Raw genomic sequence first — 15,492 nt, 5'->3', positions numbered from 1 at the left:
CCGTCGGGGAACGGACAGGCGGCGGTCAGGAGGCGGTCAGGGATTGGGCCGTCGGGGGTATACCGGCCCCGGCCACCGTGGACTTCCCGTCCGTTCAGGCGGATCCGGGAGCTTCGCCCGCACGGGTGATTCGGACATTTCTTCGAACGTCAACGCATCTGCCGATCGATTGCCAACAGGACATCGTGAACGCAAAGCCCAAGGACATCTGCTGCGGCATGTGCAATCCCGCGGGCTCCCTCGCAACGGGACCCCGAGACCGCTCGTGGCCGCGCGGGGCGACCGTGCTGTATCTGGACACCCTGAGGAGGCGGCAGGCGCGCCCGCGACCGGAATGGCCACCAGGTCGCCCGGGCGGACGTCGCCCGAGGCACGCTCGGCCGAGGATACGGGCGCGATCGCCAGCGGCCGTCCGCAGCGACTCGTTCGGCCCCGCCCGCCATCGACCCGTGACGGACCGTCCGCCCCTCGCACGCCCGGCGCGACATGGCACTGGGCGGCACCATGCGGTGCCATGCGGCGCCATGCGGTGCCATGCGGTGCCATTCCACGCCACCTGAGGCAGGATTACCTCCCCGCCGACACCGCACCCCAGACGGAGTCCATCTCGTTTGCGCAGGTCAGACCCCTTTCATTGATCACAGCCCCGAAGACTGCGCCACAGCGCTTGCACATGACGCCATCGTGGTGCCACAATGGCGTCATGGACCTCACCCCGTATGTCGACACCCTCCGCCGCGAACTTGCGGTGGCTGCCGAGGCCGGCGGCGACGAAGCCCGCGCGCTGGCCGAGAGGCTCACCGCCCCTCTGGAGTCGGCGACCCGGCTGACCATGCTCAACGTGCTCTCCGCCGCAATGGACGAGATCACCCGCGAACTCGCGCCCGGCTCGGTCGACGTACGACTGCGCGGGCTCGACCCCGACTTCGTGGTGACACTGCCGGCCACCGGCACCGTCCCCGCGGAACCGGCCGCGCCCGCCGAACCACTCAAGACCCCGGCCCCGGCCGACGGCGACGAGGGCGGCATCGCCCGCGTCAACCTGCGCCTGCCGGCCCACCTCAAGGCGCGCGCCGAGGAGACCGCGAGCCGCGAGGGCCTGTCGGTCAACGCATGGCTGGTGCGCGCCGTGTCGGCCGCGGTCGACGGCGGCACCGGGCCGCGTACGACAGAGAAGAGCCAGACGCTCGGACAGGGCTACACGGGCTGGGTGCGCTAGCCGCCCCCCTGCCCGCACCACTTCACCCACACCACGTCCCACCAGCGGGGACGCCCTTAGGACTCAAGAGGACGGGACAGCCATGCCTTCTTTCGACACCCCCGAAGCGATCTCGGTCACCGCACACGTGGAGGCCGGTTCCATCCAGTTCACCGCCGGCGACCGCCCCGACACCGTCGTCGAGGCGCGGCCCCGCGACCCGAAGAAGGATCAGGACACACGGGCGGCCGAGCAGACCGAGGTCACCTACTCGGGCGGCGTACTGACCATCCGGACGCCCAAGCAGCGCTACCTGATCGGGCGCACCGGCACCGTCGACGTGACGGTCGAACTGCCGACGGGCTCGCACATCGACGTGACCGGAGCCTGGGCCCAGGTGCTCGGCGAGGGCAGGCTGGGCGAGGTCCGCGTGAAGACCTCGTCCGGCGACGTCCGCCTCGACACGACCGGTCCGCTGCACCTGACCGCGTCGCACGGCTCGATCACCGTGGACCATGCCGACGGTGAGGCCGAGATCACCACCAGCTCGGGCAGCCTGCGCGTGGGCCTCGTCGACGGACCCGCCGTCCTGAAGAACTCGCACGGCACCACGACCGTCGGCGTCGCCACCGGCGAGCTGCGGGTGAGCGGCTCCAACGGCGACATCGACATCGCGCGCGCCGAGGGCTCGGTCACTGCCACCACCGCCCACGGCACCCTGCGCGTCGCCGAGGTCGCGCGCGGCACCGTTCAGCTGGAGACCAATTACGGAGCCATCGAGGTCGGCATCCGCGAGGGAACGGCCGCCTGGCTCGATGTCAACTCCGGCTCCGGCCAGGTACGCAACACCCTCACCGCCTCCGAGACTCCGGCGGCGACCGAGGACACCGTCATGGTCCGCGCCCGCACCCGGTTCGGCAACATCGACATCCGTCGCGCCAAGGCCTGAGGCCCGGGGCAGCCGGCCCCGGTTCTCCGGTTCGCCGGCCAGTCCCCCAGATCGGCCCAGTCCCGCAGCTCAGCCCCCAGCCGCATTCAGCCCTCGAACGGGAGAGCCCATGCCTTCGCCTGTCATGCCCACATCCAGTGAGGCCGACGGTCATCTGTCGCCGGACGCCGTCTCCGCCATCGGTCTGCGCAAGTCGTACGGCGACAAGGTCATCCTCGACGGGATCGACCTGCGCATCCCCGCCGGCACCGTGTTCGCACTGCTCGGCCCGAACGGCGCCGGCAAGACCACCGCCGTCAAGATCCTCTCCACCCTCGTCACCGCCGACGCCGGCCAGATCCACGTCGGCGGCCACGACCTGGCCGCCGACCCGCAGGCGGTACGCGCCGCGATCGGCGTCACCGGGCAGTTCTCCGCCGTCGACGGGCTCATCACAGGCGAGGAGAACATGCTCCTCATGGCCGACCTCCACCACCTCTCCAAGCGGGAGGGACAGCGGGTCACCGACGAACTGCTGGAACGCTTCGACCTGGTGGAGGCCGCGAAGAAGCCCGCCTCCACCTACTCCGGCGGCATGAAGCGCCGCCTCGACATCGCCATGACCCTGGTCGGCAACCCGCGGATCATCTTCCTCGACGAACCGACCACCGGACTCGACCCCCGCTCACGGCACAACATGTGGGGCATCATCCGCGAGCTCGTCACCAGCGGAGTCACCGTCTTCCTCACCACCCAGTACCTGGACGAGGCAGATGAACTCGCCGACCGCATCGCCGTGCTGAACGACGGAAGGATCGCCGCCGAGGGCACCGCCGACGAACTCAAGCGAATCGTCCCCGGCGGACATGTCCGCCTCCGCTTCACCGACCCGGCCGCCTACCGGTCCGCCGCGTCCACCCTGGGCGAGGTCACCCGCGACGACGAGGCGCTCGCGCTGCAGATCCGCAGTGACGGCAGCCAGCGCGAACTGCGCTCCGTCCTCGACCGGCTGGACGCGGCCGGCATCGAAGCGGACGAACTCACCGTCCACACCCCCGACCTCGACGACGTGTTCTTCGCCCTGACAGGACCGGCACGCGTTCCCAACCAGTCCAAGGAGACAGTCCGATGAGCGCCCTCCCCCTCGCCGTCCGCGACTCGAACACCATGCTGCGCCGCAACCTCCTGCACGCCCGGCGCTACCCCTCCCTCACCCTCAACCTCCTGCTCACGCCGATCATGCTGCTCCTGCTCTTCGTCTACATCTTCGGCGACGTCATGAGCGCCGGCATCGGCGGTGGGGGCGCGGACCGCTCCGACTACATCGCCTACATCGTCCCCGGTCTCCTGCTCATGACCATCGGCAGCACCACCATCGGCACCGCCGTCTCCGTCTCCAACGACATGACCGAAGGCATCATCGCCCGCTTCCGCACCATGGCCATCCACCGCGGCTCCGTACTCATCGGACACGTCGTCGGCAGTGTCCTGCAGTGCATCGCCAGCGTGGTCCTCGTCGGCGCCGTCGGCGTGGCCATCGGCTTCCGCTCCACGGACGCCACCGCCCTGGAATGGCTCGCGGCATTCGGACTGCTCGTGCTCTTCGCCCTGGCATTCACCTGGATCGCCGTCGGCATGGGCCTCATCAGCCCCAACGCCGAAGCAGCCAGCAACAACGCACTGCCGATGATCCTGCTGCCCCTCCTGTCCAGTGCCTTCATCCCCGTCGACACCATGCCGGGCTGGTTCCGGCCGATCGCCGAGTACCAGCCCTTCACCCCCGCCATCGAAACCCTCCGAGGCCTGCTGCTCGGCAGCGAGATCGGCCACAACGGGTGGCTCGCCATCGCCTGGTGCCTGGGCCTCACCGTCCTCGGCTACTTCTGGTCGACCTCGAAGTTCAACAGCGACCCGAACTAAGGGCTGTCCGAGAAGGCGTCATGCGGCGCCGAGGCCCCCACCACTCGCCCCACCCCAGGGCGGCGCACCCCGGCACCACGTCGGCGGGCGCCGCCCTGGCCCCGTTTCAACGAAGCGGCCTGATCCAATCGGAAGGCCCTAGCGGACCGAGTCGGAAGTACGCTTCGGAGCGGCGAGGACCCAGGCGGCGAAGGCTTCGACGCCGTCCACGACCGCCTCGAAGCGCGGGGAGTGGAACACGTCGAAAGCGTGCTGCCCGCCGGGCAGTTCGGCGTAGACCACGGTGCTGTCCGGAGCGACACGGCGCAGTTGGGCGACGAAGTTCCGCGCGCCCTCGACGGTTCCCAGTGCGTCCTTGGTGCCGTGAGCGACGAGGATCGGCGGCGCACCTGGGTGGATGTACCCCTGGGGCTGGGGCGGGGGCGGCGGCTCGTCCGGCGGGTCGCCGAAGTAGTGGCCGTAGAAGCCGTAGAGGCAGATCGCCGCGGTGACCGAGGTGTCGGCCGACTCGAATCCGGGCTGGAACTTCGGGTCGTTCGGTGTGAGCGCGCACAGGCCCGCCATGTTGGATCCGGCGGAGCTGCCCGCCACGAACAGCCTCGATGGATCGCCGCCGTAGGCGGCGGCGTGCTCGCGGGCCCAGGCGATGACCTTCTTGGCGTCGATCTGGTGGCCGGGGAAGGTGGTCCGGGGCCGCAGGCGGTAGTTGGCGCTGATGCACACCCAGCCCTGGCCGGCGAGCCGGTACAGCAGGGGCCGCGCCTCGCGGTTCTTCGCTCCGCTGCTGTAGTGACCGCCGTGGAAGTAGATCAGGACCGGTGCGTTCTGCGGTGCGTCGCGGCGGCGGTAGATGTCCAGGAGATTCCGGCGTCCGGCGTCCCCGTAGCTGATGTCGGGGATCCGCTCCACCTCATGCCGCCGCATGAGGCCGGGGAACAGGAGGATGCGGGCCCAAGGCCGGTGGCGGCGCAGCTGCACGGTCACGTGATCCCGCCAGTCGGCCCCCAGCCCTTGCCGAAGGGCCCGCCCGACCGCCTGGTCCGTCTGCACGCCGCGCCAGGCGGAGACTGCCAGTCCGGCGGTGGCGACGGCGGCCACTGCGGCCGTCACCTTGGCGCCCGGTGACTGCAGATCGCCCTGCGCTGCGGCCAGTGCCGTGGAGCCCACCAGGACGTAGATGCCCACGAACGGCACCTCGTTGAGGATCAGGCCGAACCAGAAGCTCATGCCCGCCAGAGGCCGGGGCCGGCGCGGCGCGACCACGGCGAAGAAGGTGCACCAGGCAAGGAGCGCCGTCGTCGCCACGTAACCCATCGGCATGTTCAAGATCACACCACGTCAACTCCGACCAAATTATGGGCACTTCGCCGCCATGCATTGCCAGCGCCATGGAAGGCGACGCACATGGTTCCGACTGGGGCGCACTCCCCCGGGCGTCCCATTCTTCCCGTCGCACACGTGTTTCTGACCCCGGCGGAGGAGCTGAACTTCAGCCCCAGCACCGCGAGATCCAGCCCGCCTCGCCACTGGACCTGATCACGTCGGGCGACGTGGACGGGGCGTACGTATGGCTGCCGGTCCATGAACCCGGCCTCACCGTGGGACCGGTCCAGCACACCTCCACAGTGCTGCTGAGACGGTTCCACGGCACTATTCGGCCTCTCGTTGCGGGTCCTCCACGGGAAAGTGGATCGGACTCAGCAGGTACTGCGCCCGCTCGGGGTTCGGCCGATTGGACAGTCTCGGCGCAATGGCCGTGCGCAGCTCGGCGATCAGTTCGTCGAGCTCCCCCGGACTGAGCCAGAGCGCATGCTGCCGGTAACCCACCCGGTCGGCCACGGGGTCGGCCCCGTCACGGTCGAGATAGCCGTCGAACTCGGCGAGCAGCGCCGTCATCGCGCCGGCGAAAGCCTGCCGGTGGTCGTCCGGGGTGAGGTCGCGGACCGCATCGGACCCGATCACAGCACGGTCCCGGCGCAGCCGGTAGTGGCGCTGGACGGCACCTCGCACCCTGTGCTCCTCAGCTACCTCCAGGACCCCGGCTGCCGCCAGGAGGTCGATGTGGCGGTACACGGTGGCCTTGGAGGCCTCGGGGATCCGGGCGCAGATCTCAGTGGTCGTCAGTACTCTTCCACCGCCCATCGCGTGAATGACCCTCAGCCGGATGGGGTGGGCGAGCAGCTTCAGGGAGTCCATGCCCAAACTTTCTCATGACTGCTACCTTTCTCAATCATGCGAACGGATGAAGTGAAGGCGCTCGGCGTGGCTCAGGGCTTTGCCGCACTGCTGCGGACGGAGCGTTTCGCCGAGATCGTGGAGTTGTTCGCGCCCCCGCTGCGCGCTGCCGTGTCCGCGGACGCGTTGCGGCTCGCGTGGGCGGCCGAGTCGGCCGGGCGGGGCGGGGCCGGGGAGATCGGGGAGCCGGTGCGGGCTGCCGGTGACGCCGTCCCGGTACGCGTGCGTATCCCCGTGCTGTGCCCCGACGGGAGCTTCACCGTGGTCACGTCGGTGGGCGGCGACGGACTGCTGCACGGCCTGAGGTTCGATGCCGACGGCGTCGGCGCATGGCAGCCCCCGCCGTACACGGAACCGGACCGGTTCACCGAGCAGGAGGTCCTGGTCGGCACCGGGCCACTCGCCGTGCCGGGAACGCTGAGCCTGCCCGCGGGCCCCGGCCCGTGGCCCGCCGTGGTGCTGCTCGGCGGCGGTGGCGCGTTCGACCGGGACGAGAGCAGTGGCCCCAACAAGCCGCTCAAGGACCTCGCTTGGGGACTCGCTTCACGGCAGGTGGCCGTGCTGCGGTTCGACAAGATCACCTTCACGCAGCCCGGCAGTCTGCCTCCGGACTTCACCATGGCCGACGAGTACCTGCCGTATGCGCTCGCCGCCGCCCGGATGCTCCGGCAGCAGCCCGGAGTGGACGCCGGCCGCGTCCACCTCCTCGGCCACAGCATGGGCGGCAAGGTGGCACCCCGGGCCGCCGCCGCCGACCCGTCGATCGCCGGCCTGGTCCTGCTCGCGGCGGACGCCCAGCCGATGCACGAGGCGGCCGTACGGGTGGCCCGCCGTCTCGCCGCGCTCGCCCCCGGCCCGGACATGGACGCGGCAGTGGCGGCGCTCGCCCGGCAGGCGGCTCTGGTGGCGGACCCCGGGCTCGGGCCCGATACGCCGTCGGAGCTGTTGCCCTTCGGGTTCTCCGCCACGTACTGGCTCGACCTGCGTGCCTACGATCCGGTGGCCACGGCGGCCGGACTGTCCTGCCCGATGCTGATTCTGCAGGGCGGCCGGGACTACCAGGTGACGGTGGCCGACGACCTGACGCACTGGCAGCGGGCCCTGGCTGACCGCCCCGAGGTGGCGATCCGGATCCACCCGGACGCCAACCACTTCTTCTTCAGCGGCCGGGGGGCTTCCACCCCTGCCGAATACGCCCGGCCGGGGCACGTCGACGCCACGGTGGTGGACGAGATCGCGGACTGGCTGGCGCGGCGGTAGACGGAGAAGGATCTGCGCGACGACAGAGCCGTCGCGGCTCCGGGGCCGGTCAGGGCATCCGGACCACCTGACCGCTGTGCCGCGCGCGTTCCGCGGCCCAGACCACCATGTGCGAGCGCAGGGCCTCGTCCGGACCCGTGTTCACCAGCTCGCGGTCGTCATCGGCGATCGCCGCGAGGAACGCCCGGATGAGCTCGTCGTCCGCGCCGCCGTGGCCGTCCGCCGCCGACGCCCCGCCTTCGGGGTCGAAGTCGAAGACCTCCCGGGTGTCGGAGAGGAAGTCGTGGAGCGTGAGCGTGCGGCCGTCTCCGTCGAGCGAACCGTGGGTGCCGAACACCCGGGTCTTACGGAAGTCGAGACCGGTGAAGGCGGTCATGGTGAAGGAGGCGGTGGCGCCGCCCTCGTACTGGAGGTTCACCACCTGGTGGTCCACGACGTCGTTGCGGCCGTTGTAGACGCACTCGCCGTACGGGCCGTCCACCGAGGCGGAGCTGCTGGCCGGTCTCGGCGAGGACCGGGCGAGGGTGGTGGATGCCCTCGCGCTCCTCGCCGAGGTGATGGAGGACGGACTGGCCAACGGGGGCCGCGGCCGCGACATCGGTCTCGGCCTCAGCAAGATCCGCACGCCCCAGCGGCCGGGAACCGGCCAGGAGTAGGAGCCGCAGTCCCGCAGCGGCCTGGCACCGGTAGGAGCAGGAGCCGGAGTCCCCCGCCGCCTCCGGAACCCTCCCCCGCCCGTGTCACCCGTTCGGGCCGCGCTCGGTCGCCGTTCCCCGGCGGCCGTTCGACGATCGGGATTCGGTCGAGCGAGGGGAGAGGTCTGTCATGGACCCACAGGACGGTTACGAGTGGCAGTCGCAGCAGACCGGATACGTACCGCCCCAGCACCGGCCCCGGCCCCAGGCCCCTCGCGTCGACGCCGGGCGGCTGTGGGCGGGCGGCGCCGTGACCGCAGTCGTGGCCGCGCTCACCTCGGTCGTCGGGCTGTTGCTGATCCGGGGGGTGCTGGGCATTCCCGTGTTCGCGCCGGAGGGTGACGGGGCGATGGGTGACGCATCGACGGGGGTGCTGGCCATGGGGGCGGCCCTCGCCGCCCTGATGGCCACCGGCCTCCTGCACGTACTGATGCTGGCGACACCGCAGCCGGGGACCTTCTTCGTCTGGATCGTCACCCTCACCACGGCCGTCATGGTGCTGCTGCCCTTCACCACTTCCGCCGCGCCGGACGCGAAGATCGGCTCGGCCGCGCTGTACCTCGTCATCGGCATCGCGATCGGCTCCCTGCTGTCCGCCGCCGGCCGCAGCGCGATGCGCCGGGAGTACTGACGGGCGCTCCGCCCGAGGGGTCAGCTCTCCTCGGTGAGCTGCTCGTCCAGCTCGTCGAAGAGCAGCTCACTGTGGTCGATCTGGCCCGTGCGGTATGCGGAGCGCGCGACCAGATGCGCGGCCACCGGGCCGGTCATCAGCTGGAAGAAGCCGATCAGCGCCAACGTCGCGAGGTCCATACCGCTGCGCAGCCGCAGCGCGACCCCGGCCAGCACCAGCAGCATGCCGAGGGACTGCGGCTTGGTCGCGGCGTGGCTGCGGGACAGGACGTCAGGCAGCCGCAGCATGCCGATCACGCCGAGCAGGCAGACTGCCGCACCGATCAGCAGCAGGACCGCGCCCGCCGTGTCGGCGATCTGGAGCCAGAGGCTCATGGCGCCTCCTTGTCGGTCCGAGGGTCGCCGTCGGCGTGCGGACGGCCCGGCGGCCGGTCGCGCACCGCGATGAAGCGTGCGATGCCGACCGAGCCGGTGAAGCCGAGAAAGGCCAGCACCAGCATGATCGGGAAGTAGAACGGGTCGCGCGCGAAGGCGGACTTGGCGCCGAGCCCGGCGATGATGAGGGCCGCGCAGACATCCAGCGAGATCGCCCGGTCCAGCATCGAGGGGCCGCGCCAGATACGGAACAGCAGGCCCGCTCCGGCGACGACGATCAGGACGACGGCCACGGTCAGCAGCACCCGGTCGACGGTCTCCGGCGCGCTCATGCGCCCTCCTCCTGGTCTCCCGGCCGCTCGCCGCCGGCGCGCGGTGCGGACGGGGGCGGTCCGGCGACGCGGTCGATCTCGTCGCGGGTGCCGAAGGCCCGGACGGTCAGCTCCTCCATGCGCCAGACGGAACGCCGGGCCGCGACCAGTTCGGCGGGCCGGTCCGCGTCGAGGACGTGCACGAAGACGGTGGCGGTGGCGCGGCGCACCTCGACGACCGATCCGCCCGGCACGTTCGACACCGCGACGGCCGTGGCGGTGAGCATCAGGTCCGAGCGGCAGCGCAGCGGTACGGCGATGACCGCGGCCCGGTGCGGGCGGTCCCCGAAGATCTGCCGTGTGACCTTCACACCGGATGTGTACATGTCGTAGAGCAGATAGGCGGCCAGCCGCAGGATGCCCCAGGGGTGCAGCCGCAGCCCCAGATCGACCTGTGGCAGGGGGAAGGCCAGACAGACGGCCACCGCGACCACGGCACCGGTCAGCACGTTGGCCCAGTTCAGGCTGGACCAGAGAAGCACCCAGATGACGGTGAGCCAGGCGATCAGCGGAAGATCGAGCACGCGCGGCCGGCGGCCGCCGAACTCCAGGCTGAAGGGGGGCAGGTTCTTGTTCCGGTAGGGGAACGTGATCAGGCGTTTCACCGGCCGAGCACCGCCTCGATGTAGGGGACGCGCGCGATGAGTTCGGCGGCCGAGCGGTCGGCGTACGAGGTCAGCGGCCCGGCGAACACCGTGAAGGCGAGGCCGAGCGCGACCGTGGCCGCGGTGGCCCAGGTCATCAGATGCGGCAGCTTGGTCGTGGTCGTGACCGCATGGCCGTGGAGGGTGGCCGCGACCGCGCGACCGGCCGGCTCGTGGCGGGGGCGTACCCCTTCGTCGCCGGTGCCGGGCATCCGGTCGGGGCCCTCGTCGCTGTCGTCGTCGTCACTGTCGTCGTCCGACTCCAGGACCGTGCCGTCCGCGGCCTGGCCGGGAGGCGCGGCCCGCCAGAACGCGAGGTTCCAGACCTTGGCCATCACGTACAGCGTGAGCAGGCTGGTCGCTGTGGAGCCGATGACGAGGATCCAGGCCCAGACGCTGCCGTCGGCGACACCGGCCCGCATGAGTCCCAGCTTGCCGATGAAGCCGGAGAGCGGCGGAATGCCGGCCAGGTTCATCGCGGGTACGAAGAAGAGGACGGCCAGCAGCGGAGCGGCTCTGGCGATGCCGCCGAGCCGGGTGAGTTCGGTGGTGCCGCCCCGCCGTTCGATCAGTCCGGCCACCAGGAACAGCGTGGTCTGGACGGTGATGTGGTGGACGACGTAGACGATCGCGCCGCCGTACGCTTCCCGGGTGGCGAGGCCGATCCCGAAGATCATGTAACCGATGTGGCTGATGAGGGTGAAGGAGAGCAGCCTCTTCAAGTCGGTCTGGGCGACGGCGCCCAGGATGCCGACGACCATCGAGGCGAGTGCCGCGGCCATCAGCAGGTCGCCGAGCCGGTTGCCGGGGAAGAGCAGCGTCTCGGTGCGCAGCATGCAGTAGACGCCGACCTTGGTGAGCAGTCCGGAGAAGACCGCGGTGACGGGGGCCGGTGCGGTCGGGTAGGAGTCGGGGAGCCATGCGGCAAGGGGGAAGACGGCTGCCTTGATGGCGAAGACGGTCAGCAGCATCGCCTGGATCAGGGTCTGGACACCCAGCGGGAGTTCGGCGAGACGGCCGGCCAGCTGGGCGAAGTTGGCGGTGCCGGTGGCCGCGTACGTCATGGCGATGGCGGTGAGGAAGAGCATCGAGGAGAAGAGGGAGATGATCACGTATGTGGAGCCCGCCCGGATCCGCGGGCCGGTGCCGCCGAGCGTGAGCAGGACGAAACTGGCGACCAGCATGATCTCGAACCCGACGTACAGGTTGACCAGGTCGCCGGCGAGGAACGTGCAGGAGACCCCGGCGACCAGGATCAGGTAGGCGGGGTGGAAGACGGCCACCGGTGTCTCCTCGTCCCGGTCGGCCATGCCCTGGCCCAGGGAGTAGACGAGGACGCAGAGGGTGACGGCCGAGGAGACGGTCAGCATCAGTCCGGAGAGCCGGTCCGCCACGAGGGTGATACCGAGCGGCGGGGCGAAGTCGCCGAGGTGCACGGTGAGCGGGCCGTTCATGTCGGCGCCGATCATCAGGGCGACCGAGAGACCCAGCACGGCGGTGAGCACGGCGACGCTGATGAAGCGCTGGAACTGTTTGAGCCGGGTGCCGAAGGCGAGGCTCAGGCCGGTGGCGCAGAGCGGCAGCAGCACCGGCAGCGGGACGAGTGCGTTCACCCGGTGTCTCCTCGGTTCGCGTCGTCGGGGGTGGGATCCGGGCCGTTGGGGCCTTCGGGGCCTTCGGGGGACCGTGCCGCCGCGTAGTCCTCCGGGTCCGCGCCCAGGACGTCGTGCCACAGGTCCCCGCTCGCGTCCCGGCCGCGGGCCTGGAGGGCACGGTCGGCGCGCAGTCTGGCCCGCAGACGGCGGCGCTCCTCGCGGTAGCGGCGGCGGGCCTCGGCCGTGCGGTCGGACTCCGCCCGGTACTGCTGGCGCAGTTCGTCGCGCTCCCCCAGCACCTCGGCGCGCAGCACGATGCGCCGGTCCTCGTCGTCGTCGTGCACCTCGTCCGTACCGGTCAGCTGGTGGCTTCGGTAGGCCATGGCGAGGAGGAACGCGGTGGTCGCCAGCGTGATGACGATCGCGGTGAGGGCGATGGCCTGGGGCAGCGGGTCGGTGACCCTGTTCAGGTCCACGCCGTAGAGCAGGGGTTCGCGGCCGGCCGATCCGGTGGCGGACAGGACGAGCAGGTTGATGCCGTTGCCCGCGATGACCGCGCCCAGCAGGATCCGGGTGAGCGGCCGGGTGAGCATGAGGATTCCGCCGACCGCGCACAGGACCGCCGCGGTGGCGAGGAGCGAGGCGCTGACGGTCACGGGGTGGCGCCTCCCGCCTCGGGAGCCGGTCCGGCGCTCGGTCCGGGAGCCGGTCCGGCTGCCGCCTGTTCGGCGGCCGCCCGCTCGATCTGACGGTCGATCTTGGCGCCCAGGGCCCGCACGATGTCCAGCACCACGCCCAGGACCAGCAGATAGACCCCGCAGTCGAAGATCACCGGCGTGCCGATGTGGTAGTCGCCGATCAGCGGGAGGTGTCCGTAGTGGGTCCAGGCGTGCAGGACCGTGCCGTCGGCGAGGCCGAGCAGCGCCACTCCGGTGGACAGGAACAGGCCGAGGCCGGTGAAGAGCCCGGGCTGCAGGGGCGCGGCCTCGGCGAGTTCGAAGCGGCCGCCCGCCAGGTAGCGGGTGATCAGCGCGACCCCGGCGACGAGCCCGGCGACGAAACCGCCGCCCGGCATGTTCTCGGCGCAGAACAGCAGGTACACCGAGAGCACCAGGATCGGGTGGAACAGCAGCCGGGCCACCACCTCGAAGACGACGGAGCGGTGCTCGGGCGCGAGCGTGGAGCCGGCGGCCAGCCAGCTGCGCTCCGGCGCCCCTTCGTCGCCCTGCGGCAGCCCCGTCAGCGGGGTGGTGGTGACCGACCAGGCGGTCCGCCCCTGCACCTCCGGCGGCGCTGCCGCTCCCTCGGCGCGGCGGTGCAGATAGATCAGACTCGTCACGCCGATCGCCGCGGCGGCCAGGACGGCCGACTCCCCCATCGTGTCCCAGGCCCGCAGGTCCACCAGGATCGTGGCCACCACGTCCTTGAGGCCGTGATGCGCGGTCTCCTCGACCATCTCTGCGCCCGCCGGCTCCGCGATACGCGCGGCCGCCGCGACCCACACCACCACGCTCAGGGTGGCCGCGGCGGCCAGCGCCACCGGGATACGGACGGCCCGCCGCCAGGTGCTCACCGACTCCTGGAAGTGCACGGGCATCCGCCGCAGCACCAGCACGAACACGATCATCGACACCGTCTCCACGCAGAACTGCGTGAGCGCCAGGTCCGGTGCGCCCTGGACGACGAAGAGCAGCGCGGTCCCGTATCCGGTGAGGCCGGCCAGCACCACGGCCTTCATGCGCCGTCTGACGGTCAGACAGAACAGTGCCGCCGCGCAGGTCAGCACCGCGAAGGCACCCTGCAGCGGTACGTCCCAGAGGCGTGGCGCCACGGCGCCGTGCCAGGGCCGGTCGATGCCGAGCACGGCGAGCTGACCGGCGAGCATCACGAGCAGGGTGGTGGCGAGGTAGACGGACAGGGAGCCGCGCTGGACGAATCCGGTGACCTGGAGGGAGAGCCGTTCGAGGCCCAGCAGCAGATGGCCGAAGACGCTGTCCGCGGTCGGCCAGGCGATCCGCCGGGAGAGACGGGTGACCGGGCCGCGCGCGGCGAAGAGCACCGCACCGCCCGCCGTGGCGACGGCCGACAGCAGCAGAGCGGTGCCCCAGCCGTGCCAGAGGGCGAGGTGGTACGGGTGGGCGGAGGCGGGGAAGGTGTCCGCGTACGCGCTCAGCAGCCGGTCGGTCCACCCGACGCCCGGGCCCAGCACCAGCCCGCAGGCCGCGAGCAGGGCGGGCGGGGCGAGGAAGGCCCAGCCGACCCGGTGGACGGGAGTGTCGGCGACACCGGGCTTGCGCCAGAAGGCGCCCCAGACGAACCGGACGGTGTACGCGACGGTCAGCATCGAGCCCGCCACCGTGATGCCCAGCGCCCAGCGGTCCGCGGTGTCGCCGTGCATCAGCGCGTCGAAGGCGGCCTCCTTCGCGGCGAAGCCGAGGAGCGGGGGCAGCGCGGCCATGGAGGCCGCGGCGGTCACGGCGACGGCGCAGACGTGCGGCAGCGACCGTCCGACGCCGGAGAGTCTGCGCAGGTCCCGGGTGCCGGCCGCGTGGTCGACGATGCCGGTGACGAGGAACAGCGGTGCTTTGAACAGGGCGTGACCGAGGATCATGACGGCGGCGGCCAGCGCCGCATCGCGGTTGCCGACGCCGGCGAGCAGGGTGAGGAAGCCGAGCTGGCTGACGGTGCCGTAGGCGAGGACGAGTTTCAGGTCGTGGAGCCGCAGGGCCCGCCAGCCGCCGAGCAGCATCGTCGCGGCGCCGAGGATCATCACGACGGGCCGCCAGACGGGTACGTCGGCGAAGCCCGGGGCGAGCCGGGCGACCAGATAGACGCCGGCCTTGACCATGGCCGCGGCGTGCAGGTAGGCGCTGACGGGGGTGGGCGCCGCCATGGCGTTCGGGAGCCAGAGGCTGAACGGCCAGATCGCCGATTTCGACAAGGCTCCGCACAGGATCAGCACCACGGCCACGGAGACGGCGAGGCCCGCGCCGGGCGGGTCGGCGAGGATCGCCGAGATGCGGTAGGTGCCCGCCGCCTGTCCGATGATCAGGAAGCCGACGAGCATGGCGAGTCCGCCGAGGGTGGTGACGGTGAGCGCCTGGAGGGCGGAGCGGCGGCTGTGCCGCTGCTCGCTGTCGTACCCGATCAGCAGGTAGGAGAAGACCGTGGTCAGCTCCCAGAACACAAAGAGCGAGATCAGGTCGTCGGCCAGGACGAGGGCGAGCATGGCCCCGGCGAAGGCGAGCAGGTTCCCGGCGAATCCCGCCAGTTGCGGGGTGTCGTCGGTGAAGTAGGAGGCGCAGTAGAGCAGGACGAGCGTGCCGACGCCTGCCGCGAGCAGCACCATGAGTTCGGCGAGGGCGTCCAGGCGCAGGGCGACGGAGACGTCGTACGCCGGGATCCAGGTCCACGACCAGGTGACCGAGGCGCCGGAGGCCGCCGTGTCCCACTGGGTGAGCGCCCAGCAGGTGGTGGCGGCCGGGGGCAGCGCGAGGACCACGAAGGCGCGCGCGCCCAGCCACCGCACCAGCGGGCGCGCGCACGCCGCGAGGACGAAGTGGCAGATGACGAGCGCGGTCATACGGCCCCGCGGAATACCCCGCGCCCGTCCCGGGAGGGGGTCCGGAGCCCGGCCGCCC

At 71.2% G+C, this 15,492-nt stretch carries 16 protein-coding genes; 7 read left to right on the top strand and 9 right to left on the bottom strand.

Annotated features, from left to right (window positions below; all coding sequences use genetic code 11):
• The first annotated feature begins 703 nt into the window (after positions 1-703).
• The 4 genes from SH922_RS31135 to SH922_RS31120 all read left to right on the top strand — a co-directional run bounded on the left by SH922_RS31135 (position 704) and on the right by SH922_RS31120 (position 4,046).
• A complete protein-coding gene (locus tag SH922_RS31135) occupies positions 704-1,219 on the top strand; it encodes a hypothetical protein (RefSeq protein WP_393061688.1) in 516 nt (171 codons plus the stop codon).
• Between the two features lie 82 nt (positions 1,220-1,301).
• Positions 1,302-2,147 carry a DUF4097 domain-containing protein gene (locus SH922_RS31130; protein ID WP_393061686.1) on the top strand — a complete coding sequence of 282 codons (846 nt, stop codon included), beginning with the start codon at positions 1,302-1,304 and terminating at the stop codon, positions 2,145-2,147.
• A gap of 109 nt (positions 2,148-2,256) precedes the next feature.
• On the top strand, positions 2,257-3,258 hold the full coding sequence (locus SH922_RS31125; RefSeq protein ID WP_393061684.1) for an ATP-binding cassette domain-containing protein: 1,002 nt from the start codon (positions 2,257-2,259) through the stop codon (positions 3,256-3,258).
• Positions 3,255-4,046, top strand: coding sequence for an ABC transporter permease (locus SH922_RS31120; protein WP_393061683.1), 792 nt, complete (start codon positions 3,255-3,257; stop codon positions 4,044-4,046). Before SH922_RS31125 ends, SH922_RS31120 begins: the two co-directional genes overlap by 4 nt.
• Before the next feature lie 138 nt (positions 4,047-4,184).
• Here the strand turns inward: SH922_RS31120 and SH922_RS31115 are convergent, their stop codons facing one another.
• Both SH922_RS31115 and SH922_RS31110 read right to left on the bottom strand, forming a co-directional pair.
• Positions 4,185-5,366, bottom strand: coding sequence for an alpha/beta hydrolase (locus SH922_RS31115; protein WP_393063740.1), 1,182 nt, complete (start codon positions 5,364-5,366; stop codon positions 4,185-4,187).
• Positions 5,367-5,696: 330 nt separating this feature from the next.
• A complete protein-coding gene (locus SH922_RS31110; protein ID WP_393061681.1) occupies positions 5,697-6,242 on the bottom strand; it encodes a helix-turn-helix domain-containing protein in 546 nt (181 codons plus the stop codon).
• Positions 6,243-6,278: 36 nt separating this feature from the next.
• Between SH922_RS31110 and SH922_RS31105 the strand changes: the two genes are divergently transcribed.
• Entirely contained in the window at positions 6,279-7,541 is a 1,263-nt protein-coding gene (locus SH922_RS31105) for an alpha/beta hydrolase family protein (RefSeq protein WP_393061679.1), read from the top strand.
• A 49-nt stretch (positions 7,542-7,590) separates the two neighbouring features.
• On the opposite strand, the gene SH922_RS31100 is transcribed toward SH922_RS31105, so the two are convergent.
• Entirely contained in the window at positions 7,591-8,022 is a 432-nt protein-coding gene (locus SH922_RS31100; RefSeq protein WP_393061677.1) for a hypothetical protein, read from the bottom strand.
• Positions 8,023-8,065: 43 nt separating this feature from the next.
• Here SH922_RS31100 and SH922_RS31095 point away from each other — a divergent pair, with 43 nt between their 5' ends.
• On the top strand, positions 8,066-8,197 hold the full coding sequence (locus tag SH922_RS31095) for a hypothetical protein (protein ID WP_393061675.1): 132 nt from the start codon (positions 8,066-8,068) through the stop codon (positions 8,195-8,197).
• A gap of 169 nt (positions 8,198-8,366) precedes the next feature.
• Positions 8,367-8,867 carry a DUF6069 family protein gene (locus SH922_RS31090; RefSeq protein WP_393061673.1) on the top strand — a complete coding sequence of 167 codons (501 nt, stop codon included), beginning with the start codon at positions 8,367-8,369 and terminating at the stop codon, positions 8,865-8,867.
• A 20-nt stretch (positions 8,868-8,887) separates the two neighbouring features.
• Here the strand turns inward: SH922_RS31090 and mnhG are convergent, their stop codons facing one another.
• Genes mnhG through SH922_RS31060 form a run of 6 tightly spaced genes read right to left on the bottom strand, consistent with a single transcriptional unit; the run spans position 8,888 to position 15,434 of the window.
• A complete protein-coding gene (mnhG, locus tag SH922_RS31085) occupies positions 8,888-9,241 on the bottom strand; it encodes a monovalent cation/H(+) antiporter subunit G (RefSeq protein WP_393061671.1) in 354 nt (117 codons plus the stop codon).
• Positions 9,238-9,573 carry a monovalent cation/H+ antiporter complex subunit F gene (locus SH922_RS31080; RefSeq protein WP_393061669.1) on the bottom strand — a complete coding sequence of 112 codons (336 nt, stop codon included), beginning with the start codon at positions 9,571-9,573 and terminating at the stop codon, positions 9,238-9,240. Before SH922_RS31080 ends, mnhG begins: the two co-directional genes overlap by 4 nt.
• On the bottom strand, positions 9,570-10,217 hold the full coding sequence (locus SH922_RS31075; protein WP_393061667.1) for a Na+/H+ antiporter subunit E: 648 nt from the start codon (positions 10,215-10,217) through the stop codon (positions 9,570-9,572). The genes SH922_RS31080 and SH922_RS31075 overlap by 4 nt, the downstream gene beginning before the upstream one ends.
• The gene (locus tag SH922_RS31070) at positions 10,214-11,869 is read right to left on the bottom strand and encodes a Na+/H+ antiporter subunit D (protein ID WP_393061665.1); all 1,656 of its coding nucleotides are present in this window, start codon (positions 11,867-11,869) and stop codon (positions 10,214-10,216) included. The genes SH922_RS31075 and SH922_RS31070 overlap by 4 nt, the downstream gene beginning before the upstream one ends.
• The gene (locus SH922_RS31065; RefSeq protein WP_393061663.1) at positions 11,866-12,507 is read right to left on the bottom strand and encodes a Na(+)/H(+) antiporter subunit C; all 642 of its coding nucleotides are present in this window, start codon (positions 12,505-12,507) and stop codon (positions 11,866-11,868) included. The genes SH922_RS31070 and SH922_RS31065 overlap by 4 nt, the downstream gene beginning before the upstream one ends.
• Positions 12,504-15,434, bottom strand: coding sequence for a Na+/H+ antiporter subunit A (locus SH922_RS31060; protein ID WP_393061661.1), 2,931 nt, complete (start codon positions 15,432-15,434; stop codon positions 12,504-12,506). The genes SH922_RS31065 and SH922_RS31060 overlap by 4 nt, the downstream gene beginning before the upstream one ends.
• Positions 15,435-15,492 lie beyond the last annotated feature (58 nt).

The sequence above is a fragment of the Streptomyces sp. LN549 genome, from assembly GCF_043203805.1.
GTDB lineage: Bacteria > Actinomycetota > Actinomycetes > Streptomycetales > Streptomycetaceae > Streptomyces.
This window is presented reverse-complemented; position numbering and strand designations above follow the sequence as displayed.

Bases quoted from the DNA above. Each gene is read 5' to 3' on its own strand.
- SH922_RS31135 (WP_393061688.1), top strand. From the start codon at position 704: ATGGACCTCACCCCGTATGTCGACACCCTCCGCCGCGAACTTGCGGTG.
- SH922_RS31130 (WP_393061686.1), top strand. From the start codon at position 1,302: ATGCCTTCTTTCGACACCCCCGAAGCGATCTCGGTCACCGCACACGTG.
- SH922_RS31125 (WP_393061684.1), top strand. From the start codon at position 2,257: ATGCCTTCGCCTGTCATGCCCACATCCAGTGAGGCCGACGGTCATCTG.
- SH922_RS31120 (WP_393061683.1), top strand. From the start codon at position 3,255: ATGAGCGCCCTCCCCCTCGCCGTCCGCGACTCGAACACCATGCTGCGC.
- SH922_RS31115 (WP_393063740.1), bottom strand. From the start codon at position 5,366: ATGCCGATGGGTTACGTGGCGACGACGGCGCTCCTTGCCTGGTGCACC.
- SH922_RS31110 (WP_393061681.1), bottom strand. From the start codon at position 6,242: ATGGACTCCCTGAAGCTGCTCGCCCACCCCATCCGGCTGAGGGTCATT.
- SH922_RS31105 (WP_393061679.1), top strand. From the start codon at position 6,279: ATGCGAACGGATGAAGTGAAGGCGCTCGGCGTGGCTCAGGGCTTTGCC.
- SH922_RS31090 (WP_393061673.1), top strand. From the start codon at position 8,367: ATGGACCCACAGGACGGTTACGAGTGGCAGTCGCAGCAGACCGGATAC.
- mnhG (WP_393061671.1), bottom strand. From the start codon at position 9,241: ATGAGCCTCTGGCTCCAGATCGCCGACACGGCGGGCGCGGTCCTGCTG.
- SH922_RS31080 (WP_393061669.1), bottom strand. From the start codon at position 9,573: ATGAGCGCGCCGGAGACCGTCGACCGGGTGCTGCTGACCGTGGCCGTC.
- SH922_RS31060 (WP_393061661.1), bottom strand. From the start codon at position 15,434: ATGACCGCGCTCGTCATCTGCCACTTCGTCCTCGCGGCGTGCGCGCGC.